This is a genomic window from Thermococcus sp. EP1 (genome assembly GCF_001317345.1).
GTDB lineage: Archaea > Methanobacteriota_B > Thermococci > Thermococcales > Thermococcaceae > Thermococcus_A.
In genome coordinates this window covers 195,267-210,826 of record NZ_JXCG01000003.1, presented here as the reverse complement: position 1 = coordinate 210,826, position 15,560 = coordinate 195,267, and the positions used below count along the sequence as shown (strand labels likewise).

The following is a 15,560-nucleotide window of genomic DNA, read 5'->3' as shown; positions in this document are numbered from 1 at the left end:
CACCAATAATATTTGGTCTTTTGAGTATTTAAGCTTATCGCCGTCGATAAAGAAAAAATGACGAATTAGGGGAAGCTAATTTACTTTGCCAATAGTGCTTGTAAACCCTTTTTTAGGGGCATGTAAACCTTTGGTATCCTGCCTTTAATCGGGTTTCTGGATCAACAAGTAGTTTAATTTCGAGTTCTAAAATAAGACTTGCGAGCATATATTATCTTCTTATTTCAAATTGACCACATCCTGCTGAGTATTAATCCCTGAATCCACCACGGGTTAATCTTTAAGTGTTCGAAAGACGCCTAGATCTCAAATTGCACCTAGAATATATATCTTTGCTTTTGTCTATGGGAGCTATCTTGGAACCCACCATTTTAAATACTCTGCGAAGCTAATTAACCCCTCGGGGAGAAGGATGATTGATCATCTAATAAGCAAAGAAGAGCTTGAAAGATTCAAGCACTTTATGCACGTGAGAGGCATTGAGAATTTAGATGTTTATTCAAAGGGAACCACAAGCTTAATTTTCCTTGGGAGGCTGGAAGATAAAGACGTCATTATAAAGTTAGAAAGAAGAGATGCGCCTAGAAGAAATTTCCAAAGAGAGGTGAAGATTCTAAGATTTCTCGAGGGGAAAGGAATAACCCCCCATTTGATCGATTATGGAACCTTTGAAAATAGAGAGTTCTTAGTGAGAGAATTCGCAAAGGGAGAGCCCATACTCTATGCAATACCTGAGAAGAAGCATCTCCTAAAAATCCTCGAAAAGATGTACAAACTTGACACCCTTGGGGTTGATCATGGCCAAATACAGGGAGGAAAGCACATCATAATTGGAAATGACGTGTGGGTAATTGACTTTGAAAAAGCAAGCCTTAAGAGAAAAACCAAAAACCTCACCTCCGCAATGGCAATGATCTTCCTTAATGAAAACTCCATTTCAAGAAGAGTTCGAGAGAAGTTTGAGATAGACAAAGAATTTCTAACGACTCTCCAAGAGGAGCTCCAAAAATATAAAGAAACACATGATATCAAGAAACTGAAAGAGCTACTATCTAGCCTTTAATCTATCCCATCCCCAGATAGCTAAAGGGATCAAAAAAGCCGCTAATATAAGACCAATCCTAGGATCCAAAAAATATTCAAAAACTAAAATCACAACAATCGTTATTCCAATCATTATAAAGAGATCTTTGTCAAATATTCGTGATTTTGCAAGAATATTCCTCTCTTTTGATACGTAAGCTAGATAGAGGGGAATCCCCAAAGCTGCTAAAACAACTCCTATATAGCTTTTAAAAACCACTGATACCAAAAGACCCGCTAATAAAATGCCAAACACAGCATATTCGTCTTTCATATCCCAAGATTTGACAATTAACTTTAAATAATTTAGGGCCTGAGTATATTTAGGTGATAGCGTTATGAACAAAATCGAATGGAACGAAAACACCTTTTCTAAATTCGCCTATCTAAGCGATCCACGAATCGCAAAAGATGGAAAAAGTATTGCTTATGTATTAACAAAAACCAATTTGAAGCAAAACAAATACGAAAATACAGTTGTTATTGAAGAACTTGAAAGCAAGGGGAGAAAATTTATTGAAAACGCCTCAATGCCAAGGTTCTCACCAACTGGAAGAAAACTCGCACTCGTTAAGCCAAACGAAGAAAAGAAAAGTGCTGAAGTTTGGCTCTATGACCTAACATCAATGAGCGGAAAGAAAATCCTCGAGGCAAAAAATATCCTTAATATCAGCTGGAACAGAGACAACAGAAGAATCTTGGTGACTGGGTTCAAGAGGAGGGATGATGAAGAGTTTATTTTTGAGGATGATGTGCCAGTGTGGTTTGATAATAAGGGATTCTTTGATGGAGAAAAGACAACCTTTTGGATAGTGGACACAGAAAGCGAGGAAATCCTAGATGAATTCACAACAGAAAAGTTCTCCTTTGGAATTTGGCATGGAGATAACATAATTTACAATGTACCACATAGAGAGGACGAAAAACCACAATTCTTCAAGTTCTATGACATTTATCTCTGGAAAGATGGAGAAAGTGAAAAGCTTTTTGAGAGAGTTTCATATGTAGCTGTAGACTCCAATGGAGATGTTCTCCTCCTCCATGGAAAACCAAAGAAAGAAAAAATAAGTGAGCATGACTACCTCTACACTTGGGATGGGTCAGAAATTAAACCATTAACAGAACGTTTTGTTTACAATAACTGGGAAGGAAAACTCGATGAAAAGGGAAACGTATACTTCACTATGGCAAGAGAGGGGAGAGTTAGTTTATATAAACTTGAAGAAGGGGAACTAATCCCAATAGTTGATGAAAATTCGTGGGTAATAGGATTTGATGTAAGTAATAATGGAAAAGTTATCTTGCTAAAGGAGACAGATACCCGCTTGAGAGAGCTATTTATATGGGATAAAGAATTGCAACAACTCACAGATTATAACGGACCAATATTTGAGCGATTGAAAACACGACCTCTCCAACACTTCCGCTTTAAGAGTCTTGGCTTAGAACTAGATGGATGGTATATCAAACCTGAAACTGAAGAAAAGGCCCCAGTAATAGTCTTTGTTCACGGTGGGCCAAAGGGGATGTACGGCTATTATTTCAAATATGAAATGCAGTTAATGGCCGATAAAGGATATTACATTGTCTTTGTGAATCCACGGGGAAGTAACGGTTATGATGAAGAGTTCGCTTTGAAAGTACTCGAGCGAACAGGCCTAGAAGACTTCCAAGATATCCTTAATGGCGTTGAAAAGTTCTTTGAAATCGAACCCAATGCAGATAGGGAGAGAGTTGGAATAACAGGGATAAGCTATGGAGGATTTATGACAAACTGGGCATTAACACAAAGTGCCTTATTTAAAGCGGGAATAAGTGAAAACGGCATAAGTTATTGGCTTACAAGCTATGCATTTTCCGATATTGGTCTATGGTTTGACAAAGAAGTAATTGGCGAAAACCCACTTGAAAATGAAAACTACAAAAAGCTCAGCCCACTTTTCTATGCCCAAAATGTTAAAGCTCCCTTACTACTCATACACAGCCTAGAAGATTATCGTTGTCCACTCGACCAGAGTGTTATGTTTTACCACGTGCTCAAAGATCTAGGAAAAGAAGTTTACATAGCAATATTCAAAAAAGGAGCACATGGACATAGTTTAAGAGGCAGTCCTAAACATAGGGCAAAAAGGTACAAACTCTTCATGGAGTTCTTCGAAAGGAAGCTCAAGAAATACGAAGAGGGATTTGATGTGGAAAAGATCTTAGAGAAAAGCGAAAACGAAAAATAATCTCTCTCTTAATTTTTTAAGGCATTTGATTGTTTTTGCCACTAACTAAATCGGATGGTTATATTTTTAGAAGTTGTTGCAACCGCTAAAACTTTCCTTCCCTCATCAAGAACTTTAAAGCCACTACCTACACCCAATGTCAACGTTAAGTTTTTGAAACCTTCCTCCGGCACTAATTCAAGAAAAATAGTCCCCATTCCTCCAGCACAAGAATGCTCTATGCAGAAGGAAATATCATGTCCTGCGGGCCCTATAAACACACGATATCTCACTGGAGATTGTGGGTCCTCCGTCACGAGAATATTCATCCAATCAGAGATGCTTGTAATATTCCTGTCTTTATAGCTTGTTCCCGCACTTGTCAATCTCCACCCATGAGGTACACCAACAAGCGCCCCTGCAAAATCTAACTTCGTTATATTAACCCAACCAACCAAGATAACTCGTTTCAACGCTCCATTAGTTTGGGCAAAAACAGTTCCTGTAAATATCGAATCAGTGCTGTTATCTTTAAGATAGAATTCGGCCGTATCCACTGTCTGCCAAAATGACCTCTTACTATCGTGAGTAGTATAATAAAAGCCTGCTAAAACAAGAACCAAAGAAATCCCAAAAGCAAAAAAGAATTCTTTTTGCATGCTCCCCACCTTTCATATATATTCCACAAAAGTTTATTTAAAAATTTACCTACCTGAAAGTCTCGTCTTTTAGTGTGGGGATGTGGTAAACTGTTCAAGGAAAAGGAGGAGATCAGTCTTCTTTGAACTATAAAGACAAAGATGAGACTCTAACCCTCTGAAAAGTGATGAATACGGGAGTGGTCGAGCTTAAAGCTCCACTATCTTTGCCCGTCCATTCTTTTTAAGCCATTCCAAGAGCATCTGAGCGATTTCAAATTTCTTTCTCTTGGTTTCCCATACTGGAGTGTGCTCTTTTAAATAAGGTTTACTCCATTTTCCAACGACGTCACCAAAATCAAACCCAACGAGAAATATTCTTTTTGCTCCGAGCTCTTCAGCGAGAAAAGCGGCCCTATCCCCATCAGTGAAGCCACCAAAGTTATAAATTATGTCTAAAGACTCTGTTTGACACGTTCCTAGAACGTTCTTAAGCCTTGGAACATACATTCTAAGCTTATCCATGTTATCTCCATGAGCATGAACGACTACAATGGAACCCAACTCATTGGCCCTTTTTATGTCTTCAAACCTACCATCTAAATCCGTTACAATAATGTGGGGAATAATGTTATTTTCAAGCAAAGCGGAAGTAGCACCATCAGAGGCTATTAACGTTCCATCAAATTTTCGGTTTAGTTTTTCATCTAGGCTTGGACCCGGACCAAAAACATAAACTTGTTCTCTAATTCGTTCTTTAAGTTCTGTGGGTGAAACATAGTTCTTACTCTTTAACAAGAGTTCTCTCAAGAGCAGGGCGGCTTTTTTGTCTGCCTCTCTATCATAACCCATGACCTCAAGGATATACTGATAAAAAGGTTCCCACTCACTCCATTTCATTGGACTCCCTCAGATTCCTTAACCTTCTATCAATTTTTACCATTTCTCTCCACTGCCTCCCAGGCCAATAAACTTGACCACATTGGACACACACGTAAAACTCATCGTAGTCTTCATAAACCCCTTTTGGAACTCGATCTTTGATTTCTTCCTTGCTAACCCTCCTTATCAGGCCGTTGCACTTTGGACACCTAGCATTTTCAGGAAAAAGATCATCAAAATTAAAACCAAGTTCCATAAGTTGTCTCACTTGCTCCTCAAACTTGTTCGATCTTATTAAGATAGTATTTTCTGATCGTTTTGCAAGATCTTCATCCCGAGTTAGGATTATTCTATTCTCCTCCCGTGAAATTCTTAAAATCTCACTATCCTCCTCTACCCCATAAATAGTATCATATCCATAAAGTCGAAGCCACCTAGCTAAACGACCAAGCATCATATCAGCGATAAACTTTGTGTTTTTTCCCCTCATCAACTCTAACTTGGAAGAAGATAATAAAGCTCTTTTGGAAGAAACCTTATAACCATCCTAACATTTTTTAAGTGGGGTGAAACAAATGATAGTCTATTTCATTGGCACTGGAGGCAGTGAGGGTATCCCAGCTCATTTGTGCACATGTGAAACATGTGAAGAAGCTCGTAAACTTGGTTTTGCACAACGAAAGCCTTCTACTTTAGCAATCATTAGCAAAAACAAAAAGGCAATACTCATAGATGTAGGAACAGACATCAGGGATCTATTACATGTACCTCTTGAGGGGATCCTTCTTACTCACTGGCATCACGATCATATTTATGGGCTATATAAACTCAGGTGGATTGCAAAGAAAACTAGGCTTTATGGTCCAAAAGGCGATGCAGATTGGTTAATGATTCATGATCCCAAAAACATCCAAGTAGAATTCATCAAGGCCGGAGATGTGCTTAAAATAGACTCCCTTAAAATAACAGCTCTAAAACTTAATCATCAAGTAGAGACTCTTGGATACCTGATAGAAGAGGATAATAAAAGTGTGGCAATCCTTTATGATACCAAAGGGCTTCCTGAGGAGACTTTTAAATTATTAGAAAAGAAAAAACTTCGCCTTGCCATAGTAGATGCTACTTACGCTCCAGGTGTTGATGATCCGTATCACAATAACGTTGATGAGGGTGCTGAAACAGGGCTCCAATTAGCTGAAAGAACTATGTTGAGTCATATATCCCACAAAAATCTCTCATTTTTGAAGCTTGATGAGTATGTCAGAAAGAAATACAATGGAAAAGTTCTTGTTGCCTATGATGGGATGCTCTTTTATGTGTGAGGTGAGAAAATGATAGTTGAACTTGCCAAAAAACGGAAAACCGTGAGAAAGTTTAAAACAGAAAAACCACCCCTTGAGAGTGTTTTAAACGCCATTGAAGTTGCAAAAGAGGCTCCTTCTGGAATGAACGCTCAGCCATGGCACTTTCTTTTAATAGAAAGTTCTGAGAAAAAGAGAAAAATCAGGGGAATTTGTGAGAAAGATGAAATAAAGTTCTATGAAAAGATGAAAGGAAAACTTGGAGAATGGCTTCACGAAAAAGGCTTTACGTGGGAAAAACCATTCCTAAGTGATGCTCCATATCTAGTGCTAGTATTTACCGATATCAGAGCGCCCTTCGCAATCCAATCAACATGGCTTGCTATAGGATATCTTCTCCTTGCTCTTGAAGAAGAAGGTTTAGGAACAGTGACTTACACCCCTCCAAATCCAAGGGAAATTGAAAAACTCTTGAATGCTCCAGAACATTATCGCCTTCAAACAATTCTCCCTATAGGCTATCCAAATGATGACAAACCAAAATATAAAAGAAAAAGTTTAGAAGAGGTTGTAACCTTCGAAAAATTTGAATAGACGAGAACCCATTCGATTTCCTTTACCTCAATGTCCTCCAGCTTAAAATCAAAATTAATCGAAAATCGTTTCAATATTGAACCATGAGATTTGATATTTTATACGAATCGTTTTGATTTTAAATATTTCTCAAGATTCTCTAAAACCTCCATTTGCTCCTCTGTTTCAACAGCAGAGGGCTTAAGGGAACGCACTCTTAGCAAAGCCTCCCTTAAAGACAAGCCATACAAATACATCAAATAAGCAACGGCCACACTCCCACTTCTTCCACTTCCTCCAAAACAGTGAATCAAGATTTTCTTACCTTTTTTGACTCTTTCCTCAATCCATCCCAAAATATCAAGCAGTTCCTCTAAACTTGGTGCAGTAAAGTCTTCTATTGGAGAATAAAGCACGTCGAGGCGATGGTTAGTCCATTCTTCTAGTGTATAATACAATTCGTGTTCGTAGGCTAGAACAACGACAGCATCAAATTCTTTTGCAAGATTAGGAATATCCTCAGGATACGGCATCGGTGAAAATGCCACATTACTGTCAACAAACTTCGGATAGACCACTGAAATCCCCCTAGACAAAATTACCGGATAAGTTATAAATCCTTCTGTTAAATATACATGAGGGTGAGAAAAATGAAAAAAGAGATTCTTAAGTTATTCCCCCCAATCGGGATTTTTATATTGATTTTGTGGTTCTTCAGACCATGGTTTCACGGAATTGTAATGAGTTTATACAGAAATCCATCAATAATCTATCTCATACTTACCCTACTATTATTAGCAAAATATAGCTCAAAAAAGAAGTTGGAGGAATACAACAGAAAGAACATCACTATAAGTGGAATCTTTGCGTTGATGCTCCTTCTGTTGATATTTGTTTCAGTACTAACTGGTGCACTCTCCAACACTGCCTTATACAAAGAGCATCACCCAACCGAGGTTTCAAAAGAGCTTGAACTCTCGAGTAGTAAAATAAGGATACTCCCAAAGTTAACCGCATACCGGTATGCTGTTGATACTATTGAGTACGCTAGATATACACTCGGTTCCTCCCATTTGACTATTAGAGATGGCACACCAGTTTGGGGATTCTTTATAATACCCGATGGAGCATGGAATGCAATAAGACTCAAAGATAAGGGAGTTCTTTTTGTTGAGATGAATACTACTCAAGCAAAAATGGAGAGAATGGAAAACGAACTTCAAGTTGGCCCTGGAATGCAGATTTTTGATAATTTAGAATGGAATCTTTACAAAAAGCACTACCTAATAGACCTTGATATTCCAAGGGCACTTTATTACGATGGAAAGATCTACATTGTTATTCCATACATATCGTACAGCTTTCGCGTTTTTTACACTGTTCCAAAATGGGGAGGAGTATTAATAGTTGATGAAGATGGTAACGTTGAGGATCTAACTCCAGAAGAGGCTCTTAAAGATGAACGGCTCAAGGATTTCCCAATATTCCCAGAACTTTTGACGAGAAGAATTATCTATGCTCAAAATTATTGGAAAGAAAACGTATTCTCAAACATAAAAAATCTCTGGTTACACCACGAAAACCAGATAGAACTCATTGATGTAAGCGGACAAGGAAACAGACAACCTTTCTTGGTTATTGCCAACGATGGGAGAGAATACTGGATGATTGCCGTTGAACCATACGGAAGGGCTCACGGACTAGCGGCCATTTACCTAATAAATGCACAAAGTGGAGAAATGAGCCAAGTAAAGTTTGAAACCCCTCTAACCGGGCCGGTTAAAGCAATAGATTACGTTAAAAAGGCCCTACCAACCTTTGACTGGAGTCAGTTCATGGCGGTTGAACCTATTCCTATCTTCTTGAATGGTAAACTCTGGTGGAGGATAGCCATCATACCCCAAAGTGGCTCAGGAGTTGCTAAGATAGCCTTTGTAAATGCAGAGACTAAAGAAGTCGAGATATTCGAAAATGAAGATGACGTAAGAGCATTCCTTCTTTATGGTCAAATTGGAGCTAAAGTTGAAGAAGTTAGTGGGACAGTTAGGGGAATTTACTCCTACATCAAAGACGGAAACACCCACTGGATACTAATTATTGGTGATAGAACCCTCTATTTAAGCGCAGATCAGCTGAACGACGAACTCATCTTTAAAGTGCTCAACCTAAAAGAAGGTGATAATATGACTGTAAAAATGAGCGAAGGAAGAGTTGTAGAAATTGAGAAAAGCTAGGGATGAGAAACATGAAAAGGGGCTTTTTTGTTTTTCTTATTCCTTTGATGGTCTTAGTTTCCCTCTGCATAAATCAGCCCTCAACCAAACTTGCTTCTCCAACAATTTCAATTTCAGATGTCGTTTCTTTTTTAACTGAAGCCAAAGAAAACCTCAATAAATGCAACACTACATTGAAATCACCTTTAAGTCCTCAGAGTGATCCTGCATACCTTAACATAACCATCCTAAACGAAACAATACTTAAAGTAAACGGAGAATTATACGAATATATAGTTTTGGGTGTCCAGAGCGTCAACTTCTCAGGAGAAACATCATTTAAAGGATACAGAATAACATGGAGCACTCCAAAGAATCTCACAACTACAGGAGGACAGAGAATTGATTTTAAGATTTACAGAGAAAGCTCACTTATTGGGTCGCTTGTGTACTGGTACATACCATTTCAATTAGATTCATATTGCGTTACAATTCATACTAAGAGCTTAAAGCTCCCAGATGAAGAAATAACCTTCGTCTTCATGCATACAGGAGAAAAAGATTTGTGGATGGTTATGGCAAAAAATAAATATTAGGCCTAACTATAGTGATTTTGGGATCTCGGATGAAAGAGAACATCAAGGTTTTCCTCTTTCTCCTCTTTGCAACCCCTTTGTGGACACTAATAGCTTTTGGGATAGAGAAACTTGAAAGCATATATGGAAAAATTTCTCCTGAAATTCTTTTCTTTATTTATCCAACTCTCATTGTAGCCCTAATAACCGCACTTTTTCTATGGAAGCTGAGAGTTTCTCTCCCAGAGTTTAGTATAATGGTGGGTTTTGCCCCACTCATAGTAGCAGTAACCCTTTCCATACTAAGTACGATTACAGATCTTCACTCTAATTCTTATCACAGTGATGACCCGGCGTTTTTTATTTTCTTTCTCTTTTACCTTTTCCCTGTGGCTTCTTTCCTTCTAGGAATGGTCATCTACTATGGAATTCGACACATAATAGGTGAGAGATCTTGAGTTAAACTATCTCAGGATCGGACAAACAAAGCAGCACCCATACCAAAGTAGCTTGGACAAGCATAAGCTGTTGCTTTTACTTTCATTGGTACTTTTTTGAGCACCCCATAGAGAACAAGCAGCTGCCAGTAGCTATCAGGAAGGGCTTTGTTTATCAGTTCATCCGAAATACTTAGGAGCTTTTCAAGTTTGTTCTCTTTAATGAGTTGCATAATGCGCTCATCGTATTCTTTTGCCTCTGGAGCATAACCATACGGGCCATTTGGATCATGTGCATGGCCATGATCAGCACTTGCTATAAATGCAATTCTCTTTTCATCTTCTTCAAGAACTTCGGCAATAACTTCTCCAAATCCAACAAGGATTTTCCTTGGAACTTTTCGTGCTGGAGTTAACACGACAAGGGGCCTCTTTTCGAGGAAATGGAGAGGTATAAGTTCTCCCCATGTTAGGGGAAAAAGTGAATATTCCCCGCCCACTGAAGCAAAGTTTATATCAACCACAGGAAGTCCCTTAGCTTTTGCCCTCTCATATATTTCTCTGGCGAGTTCTCTTTCAGTTTGGTAATCACCAGGAAGTTCGATTCCCCCAAAACTAAGCCATGAAACAAGATTTTCAGCCATTATAACTCCAAAGGCTTCACTCATGCGGACGTTGTGAGGACTTATGAGAACGTACAAATCTGCCTTTGAGAATTCCCTACCAATATCTTTTAAGAGTCCAGCAAGTCGTTTTGTGTCCTCATCCTTCGGGTCGAGAACATCATTTCCATGAGGCATCATCGCTGCCCCGATTAGCATATCCTCACCTCCTTATGGAAAGCATTCCCCAAGAGTCCCCAAGGAACATTCTTCAATAGTGCTTAGAGCAACATGGCTAAGAGTTTTTAATCCAGCACCTGTAAGAATGCTAACGACTTTTGCTTCTTCTTCGATAATTCCTCTCCCTCTAAGCTTTTTTATTGCAGCTATTCCTGTTGCAGATGCTGGCTGGACAAAGAGGCCTTCTCTACCAAGATCTCTTTGAGCATCCAAAATCTCTTCATCACTAACTGTAACACATAAGCCCCTAAGTTCCTTCAAAAGTCTCAAAACGGCATTTCCACTCGGAGGATATGGATTCTCTATGGCATGGGCTATTGTATGTGGACTTTCAAACCGCTCTATCTTCTCTTTTCCTTCATTAAATGTCTTGCATATTGGAGAACAGCCTTCAGCTTGAACCACCACAAAACAAGGAAGTCTCTCAATGAGTTCACTTTCCTTAAGTTCCAGAAAACCCTTCACAATTCCTCTGAAAAGCCCTCCTGATGACGTTGGCACAACAACGTAGTCCGGGGTTACTTCCTCAATTATCTCAAAGCTCATGCTCTTGTATCCTTCAACTCGGAAAGGATCGTCCGAATTTATGAAGTATATTCCCTTTTCCCTCCCTATTTTAAGGCTTTTGTAGTAGAGCTCCCCATAATCGCCCTGAACTTTGATAATCCTAGCTCCATAAAGGGCAAGAGCTTTCAATTTTTCTTCTGCTATGTCTGATGAAACCAGAACGTATGTCTCAAGCCCAGCTCTTGCTCCATAAGCCGCAACACTCGCAGCCATATTGCCAGTCGAAACAGTGCCAATTTTTTTAAACCCCAACTGAAGAGCCCTATGAATACCCAAATAAGTCCCTCTATCTTTAAAGCTCCATGTTGGGTTGAGAGTTTCATTTTTGAGATAAAGCTTGACTCCAAGTTCTTTCGAAAGCTTTTTTGCCTTAGTTAGTAGGGTATCTCCTTCTCCGAGACTAAGCTCAAGATTAAGTTCAAAGGGGAAAAATCCAGAAAATCTCTCCCACACTCTCCTCCCTATGCCTGGAGTGCTCTTAAATAGCTCTAATTCAAGTGGTTCACCACATTCACATCTTTGATATGGTTTCCTTAGAGAATATTCTCTTCCACAGGACGTGCATTTTAACATGAAAATCACCTTGCTTCTTTTTTTACGAGATCTCACACCACATTTTTGGTCACTTTTCCAAGTACTTCTCTTATTATTTTCGCAGCAGCAAAGGCCGTTATTCCCTTATAATCATACTTTGGATTGAGCTCTACTATATCAAAGGCTATTACACTCACGTTTAAGCTTTTTATTATTTCAACAAGCTCTCTCGTGGTTAAACCACCTGGTTCAGGATTTCCAACCCCTGGAGCAAACGCTGGATCAAGAACATCCATGTCAAAGGAAAGGTATGCTTTTTCAAATGGAACTCGCACTCTTGGAGAACGATATATTTCTGAAGCAGAAATTATCCTTATTCCATAATCTTTCGCAAATTCAATCTGTTCTTTAGTAGGAGCTCTAACTCCAATCTGAATAACTTCACTCCCTCTTACTAAACCCTCCTCTACAAGACGCCTTACAGTGCATGCATGGGAATATTTGTCTCCATCATACTCAGAGTATAGATCTGGATGGGCATCGAAGTACATTAATCCAAAACTCTCTCCAGAGGCTTCTTTAATAGCCTTAATAGTCGCATAGGTTATTGAATGATCTCCGCCTAGGAAAAGAAAAAGTTCTCCATTATAATGAGCTGTGACGATGTCATCAACCTGATTCACGAGTTCTTCAAAACTCTCAGCCGTAACATCTCCAAGATCCTTGTATCGCCAGTACTTTGCAAGGTCCACAAGCCCCTCACTAAAGCTGTTATAGAGTTCTCCCGAAGTAGCCTCCCTTATTGCGTTGGGGCCGTCTTTAGATCCTTTCCTGTAAGAAGAAGACCCATCCCATGGCACCCCGAGAATATACAAATTGGGAGTTTTTGAGTGCGGAATCCCAAAAAACATTTACCACACCTTTGTACCGATGGGTACTTCATCTGGGACAGGTAGAAGGTAAACTTTCCCATCCTCACTTTCAGCTACAATAAGCATTCCTTGGCTCTCTATTCCAGAGAGTTTTTTAGGCTTTAAGTTTAAGACAAAAATGAGTTTCTTTCCCTCAAGATCTTCAGGACTGTATTGATCAGCTAGCCCTGTTATTATAGTCCTTTGTTCGCTTCCAAAGTCAACTTCAAGTTTTATGAGCTTTTTAGTTCTTTTTAATTTCTCAGCTTTCTTTACCAATCCAACCCTAAGATCAAACTTCCAGAATTCATTAACGTCATAGAGTTCCATATTCAACACCAAAATTATTAGGTAGGGGGATATTTAGAGTTTTCTCTTAAATCCATTCCAGTGACCTCTCACAAAACCCCGTCCAGAGGGGCGGGGTAGTTCATGTTAGCCATATCCCCATGCCCTCCTCTTCATAACTAGGCCCTAAAGATAAGAGAGTAAACCCCAAACTCAAGAATGCCATCGCTACTCCAGGTGAAAGAATCCACCACCATTTGCTTCCATATAATGCCCCTTGCTCCATTGCTTCAATCATAAAAGAACCCCAATTGGTTCCAGGGATCATCCCAAAGAATCCAAAGAGGGAAATTAGGGCAACAATTCTAGGCATTAGGAATGTGAAATGTCTTAGTGCATGCTCTAGGATAATCGGGCCAATATGTCGTCTTAGGATGTAAAATCCACTAGCTCCTATAGCTACTTCAGCTGTTATGTATTCTTTAGCTTTCTCTTTTATTGTGATCATTCGTATTGTTTTAGCAAATTTTCCCATTAAGAGAAACGCTAGGATCAACATGAATTTTAGTGGAGGGACATTAATCCTTTCTCCAAATCCTTGGGTTGACATTACCCAAGTAATAACGACCAAAATTGGAAGAATAGGAAGCGATGTGAGAACCTCAAGCATGAATGTGATTATTTTTGAAAGCCTGTTATCAAAGTATCCTGAGAGAGATCCTATCAACAAACCAAGAAGAACTATAATAGTAGAAGTAACTAAAGCTAAATAAAGGGTATTTCTCATGCTTTTAACAAAACCAACCCATATATCCCTTCCGTAATTGTCAGTTCCCAAGATTCCATAAGCATTCCCTTGAACTATGATTTGTGGGGGCTTTCTGCAACTACATAGCACCTCTATTGTATATGGGCCATTTAGTACCGTAAAATTAGGATCTTTCGCAAAGAGGATTTCTATTGGATACACCATAGCTTTATCTTCTTCATTAAGATTGAGCTTTGATCTCATGGCTGAAAATATTTGCATAGTCATTTTAGGGTCAGTATTCAAATTGACATCCTCTTTGAGTTCGTCATCATAAACTCTTATTTTAATACCATCTGGCCGTGTAATTTCAATTATATAATATGCTGGCTCAATTCTGCGAAATACTATATCATTTGGAGGGCGAGGATAAGTGTGTGTATAAACATATGTGAAAAGCCAGTAATCGTTCCCAATCTCTGTAACTTCCGAAAGAGAAAGAACAACTGTAGGAGTTTCCTTATCCAACATGGAGAACCATACTGGATCCGCTTTTTTGGGATATTTACTCCAGTATAATGGATTTTCCCAGTTATTGAGCTTTTCTTTGGGCACACTCAATTCACTAAGTAAAACAAAACCAGCAAAGAGGATTAAGATTACAAGTCCTACTTTTTGACGTAGTTTTAACTTCATTTAACTCACCCTTGGATCAAGCATCCCTTTAATCAGCTCAATAACTAAAGATATCACAAAGAATAACGTGGCTATGATTATTGTAAGTGGAAAGAATAGATAAGGCCTGAAATTTACTACAACTCCCACATTTGGAACAACTTCCCTAACGAAGCTACTCTTCAATAGTAAGCCCAAACCCTGAAGGGAAAAGAACGCATCCAATACAAGGTAATCCGTAAACATCTCCATAAACTTTTGACCAGTGAATGAGCTCAAGGTTATTCCGATATTTTTAAGAATGTGTTTCCAATAGATAACCTTATTAGGCATTCCTTTGGCGATTTCAGTAATTATATAAACTTCCCCAAATTCCCTTTGAGTTTCTCTAGCTACTATGACTATAAATTCCCAAACAAAAACAAAAACTATTGTAGCAACTGGTAGAATCAGATGCTTCAAAATATCAAACGCCAGCCCAATCCCCTCTTCTGGTGGAATACTCATTAAGCCACTTGCAGGAAGAATATTATATTTAATGACAAAAATAAACACAAAAAGAACAGCAATCCACCAAGAGGGGATTCCATTGAAAAATCTAGCGAGACTTTCTACGAAATCTAAAAGAGAAGGTTTTGTTGATATCTTCATCCCAACTGTAATGCTTGTAAAAATTATTAAAAGCATTGAAGATAGTAATACACCTAAGGTTATTAAAACAGCCCTTCCCAATTTAACAGTTTTTATTGGCTTTAGTTCTTCCCAGCTTTGCTTTAAAAGTTGAATTCCCTGAATAATTACATTTTTATTTAACCCTCTCACTTCTATTAATTTTTCGTAATAATACTGAACAACAGTTTTATTCTCTTTTGTGGCGTTTTCCTTTAGTAACTCATAAAATGTAGGATTTGTATATTGAAGAATAACTACAGTTTCTTCAGCTTCTTTTCGAGCCAATTTTTCATTGGCCAGCCCAGCTGTGGTTGTTATTACAAGCAACACACAGAGATAAATTGCAAATAATCTAACTGCAGCTTTGTAAGGAACTTTCATAGTATGTCTCCGTATACTATGAACAGGTAC

General features: G+C 38.6%; 18 protein-coding genes. 7 read left to right on the top strand and 11 right to left on the bottom strand.

The annotated features are described in order from the left end of the window. Nucleotides 1–412: 412 nt before the first annotated feature. A complete protein-coding gene (locus tag EP1X_RS03905) occupies nucleotides 413–1,063 on the top strand; it encodes a hypothetical protein (protein WP_055281909.1) in 651 nt (216 codons plus the stop codon). Here the strand turns inward: EP1X_RS03905 and EP1X_RS03900 are convergent. After that, nucleotides 1,049–1,357 (bottom strand): hypothetical protein, encoded by a 309-nt coding sequence (locus EP1X_RS03900; RefSeq protein WP_055281907.1) that lies wholly within the window; start codon nucleotides 1,355–1,357, stop codon nucleotides 1,049–1,051. The two genes, EP1X_RS03905 and EP1X_RS03900, sit on opposite strands and share 15 nt — an antisense overlap. A gap of 64 nt (nucleotides 1,358–1,421) precedes the next feature. Here EP1X_RS03900 and EP1X_RS03895 point away from each other — a divergent pair, with 64 nt between their 5' ends. After that, the gene (locus tag EP1X_RS03895) at nucleotides 1,422–3,314 is read left to right on the top strand and encodes a S9 family peptidase (RefSeq protein ID WP_055281906.1); all 1,893 of its coding nucleotides are present in this window, start codon (nucleotides 1,422–1,424) and stop codon (nucleotides 3,312–3,314) included. 41 nt (nucleotides 3,315–3,355) lie between these two features. On the opposite strand, the gene EP1X_RS03890 is transcribed toward EP1X_RS03895, so the two are convergent. From EP1X_RS03890 to EP1X_RS03880, 3 genes are all read right to left on the bottom strand, one after another. Beyond that, nucleotides 3,356–3,952 (bottom strand): hypothetical protein, encoded by a 597-nt coding sequence (locus tag EP1X_RS03890; RefSeq protein WP_055281904.1) that lies wholly within the window; start codon nucleotides 3,950–3,952, stop codon nucleotides 3,356–3,358. A gap of 189 nt (nucleotides 3,953–4,141) precedes the next feature. After that, complete coding sequence (locus tag EP1X_RS03885; RefSeq protein ID WP_055281902.1) at nucleotides 4,142–4,831, bottom strand: 6-hydroxymethylpterin diphosphokinase MptE-like protein; 690 nt, start codon at nucleotides 4,829–4,831, stop codon at nucleotides 4,142–4,144. Continuing rightward, nucleotides 4,818–5,303: a Mut7-C RNAse domain-containing protein gene (locus EP1X_RS03880; protein WP_055281901.1), complete on the bottom strand. Its 486-nt coding sequence runs from the start codon at nucleotides 5,301–5,303 to the stop codon at nucleotides 4,818–4,820. The genes EP1X_RS03885 and EP1X_RS03880 overlap by 14 nt, the downstream gene beginning before the upstream one ends. 85 nt (nucleotides 5,304–5,388) lie before the next feature. Here EP1X_RS03880 and EP1X_RS03875 point away from each other — a divergent pair, with 85 nt between their 5' ends. Beyond that, nucleotides 5,389–6,135 (top strand): MBL fold metallo-hydrolase, encoded by a 747-nt coding sequence (locus EP1X_RS03875; RefSeq protein ID WP_055281899.1) that lies wholly within the window; start codon nucleotides 5,389–5,391, stop codon nucleotides 6,133–6,135. Between the two features lie 9 nt (nucleotides 6,136–6,144). Further along, nucleotides 6,145–6,708, top strand: a complete 564-nt coding sequence (locus EP1X_RS03870) for a nitroreductase family protein (RefSeq protein ID WP_055281897.1) — start codon at nucleotides 6,145–6,147, stop codon at nucleotides 6,706–6,708. A 98-nt stretch (nucleotides 6,709–6,806) separates the two neighbouring features. On the opposite strand, the gene EP1X_RS03865 is transcribed toward EP1X_RS03870, so the two are convergent. Beyond that, a complete protein-coding gene (locus EP1X_RS03865; RefSeq protein ID WP_055281896.1) occupies nucleotides 6,807–7,265 on the bottom strand; it encodes a dual specificity protein phosphatase family protein in 459 nt (152 codons plus the stop codon). Nucleotides 7,266–7,337: 72 nt separating this feature from the next. On the opposite strand from EP1X_RS03865, the gene EP1X_RS03860 reads away from it, so the two are divergent. Genes EP1X_RS03860 through EP1X_RS03850 form a run of 3 tightly spaced genes read left to right on the top strand, consistent with a single transcriptional unit; the run spans nucleotide 7,338 to nucleotide 9,933 of the window. Further along, a complete protein-coding gene (locus EP1X_RS03860) occupies nucleotides 7,338–8,921 on the top strand; it encodes a hypothetical protein (protein WP_055281894.1) in 1,584 nt (527 codons plus the stop codon). An 11-nt stretch (nucleotides 8,922–8,932) separates the two neighbouring features. Further along, complete coding sequence (locus EP1X_RS03855; RefSeq protein WP_253276538.1) at nucleotides 8,933–9,496, top strand: hypothetical protein; 564 nt, start codon at nucleotides 8,933–8,935, stop codon at nucleotides 9,494–9,496. A 29-nt stretch (nucleotides 9,497–9,525) separates the two neighbouring features. After that, a complete protein-coding gene (locus tag EP1X_RS03850) occupies nucleotides 9,526–9,933 on the top strand; it encodes a hypothetical protein (protein ID WP_055281892.1) in 408 nt (135 codons plus the stop codon). Between the two features lie 11 nt (nucleotides 9,934–9,944). Here EP1X_RS03850 and EP1X_RS03845 read toward each other — a convergent pair whose 3' ends face one another. The 6 genes from EP1X_RS03845 to EP1X_RS03820 all read right to left on the bottom strand — a co-directional run bounded on the left by EP1X_RS03845 (nucleotide 9,945) and on the right by EP1X_RS03820 (nucleotide 15,530). After that, a complete protein-coding gene (locus EP1X_RS03845; protein ID WP_055281890.1) occupies nucleotides 9,945–10,733 on the bottom strand; it encodes an extradiol dioxygenase in 789 nt (262 codons plus the stop codon). Nucleotides 10,734–10,745: 12 nt separating this feature from the next. Further along, complete coding sequence (thrC, locus tag EP1X_RS03840; protein WP_055281888.1) at nucleotides 10,746–11,894, bottom strand: threonine synthase; 1,149 nt, start codon at nucleotides 11,892–11,894, stop codon at nucleotides 10,746–10,748. Nucleotides 11,895–11,926: 32 nt separating this feature from the next. Beyond that, nucleotides 11,927–12,766 (bottom strand): agmatinase, encoded by an 840-nt coding sequence (gene speB, locus EP1X_RS03835; protein ID WP_055281886.1) that lies wholly within the window; start codon nucleotides 12,764–12,766, stop codon nucleotides 11,927–11,929. Further along, nucleotides 12,767–13,096 (bottom strand): methionine--tRNA ligase subunit beta, encoded by a 330-nt coding sequence (gene metG / locus EP1X_RS03830; protein ID WP_055281884.1) that lies wholly within the window; start codon nucleotides 13,094–13,096, stop codon nucleotides 12,767–12,769. 100 nt (nucleotides 13,097–13,196) lie between these two features. Continuing rightward, entirely contained in the window at nucleotides 13,197–14,498 is a 1,302-nt protein-coding gene (locus tag EP1X_RS03825; RefSeq protein ID WP_055281883.1) for an ABC transporter permease, read from the bottom strand. Beyond that, on the bottom strand, nucleotides 14,499–15,530 hold the full coding sequence (locus EP1X_RS03820) for an ABC transporter permease (RefSeq protein WP_055281881.1): 1,032 nt from the start codon (nucleotides 15,528–15,530) through the stop codon (nucleotides 14,499–14,501). Nucleotides 15,531–15,560 lie beyond the last annotated feature (30 nt).